At 72.7% G+C, this 670-nt stretch carries 1 protein-coding gene; it reads right to left on the bottom strand.

The window, feature by feature from the left end; translation table 11 throughout:
• Window positions 1-4: 4 nt before the first annotated feature.
• A partial coding sequence (locus H3H34_RS13200; RefSeq protein ID WP_194751930.1) for a tyrosine-type recombinase/integrase occupies window positions 5-670 on the bottom strand: 666 nt, incomplete at its 5' end.

Below are 670 nucleotides of genomic sequence, written 5' to 3'. Positions count from 1 at the left end.
GCGCTCAGGCGCCCGTGGCGACCCCCTCGTGCGCGGGCATCGGCACGCGGCCGGCGAGCGCGTCTGCCCAGTGCGCCATCATCCGCCGGCGCTGCGCGAGCTGGCCGTCCCGGCCATAGGCCTCGCGGGTCCTGTCCTTCTCCACATGGGCGAGCTGGAGCTCGATCAAGGGGTCGGGATAGGGCACGGCCCGCGCCCAGTCGGTGAAGGTCGAGCGGAAGCCGTGGGCGGTGGCCGCATAGCCCATGTCCTTGATGGCCTTGCACAGCGTGTTCTCGCTCATCGGCTTGCCCGGCCGGTCGCCCGGGAACACCCAGGGCACGCCCGCCTTCCGGTGCGCCTCCATCGCCCGCAGGATCTCCATCGCCCGAGGTGGCAGCGGCACCCAGTGGTCGCGCGCCATCTTCATCCTGGCGGTCGGCACGTGCCACGCCTGCCGCTCGGGCCTGACCTCGTCCCATGCCATGAAGCGGATGTTGCCCGGCCGGGCAGCAGTCAGCACCAGCATCTCGAGCGCCCCACGCACCACCGGGGTCGCCCGCGCGAAGGCGAGCCGCTCCATGAACTCCCGCACCTCGGTGAAGTGGATGGCCGGCATGTGCCGGACCGCCCGCCGCTGCCGCGGCAGCGCCCGGCGCACGATCTCGAAGTCGATCCCCTCCGCCCGGAT

The sequence above is a fragment of the Thermaurantiacus tibetensis genome, assembly GCF_015354055.1.
Taxonomy (GTDB): domain Bacteria; phylum Pseudomonadota; class Alphaproteobacteria; order Sphingomonadales; family Sphingomonadaceae; genus Thermaurantiacus; species Thermaurantiacus tibetensis.
The sequence above is the reverse complement of the archived record's forward strand: the minus strand, read 5'-3'. Positions and strand labels throughout refer to the sequence as shown.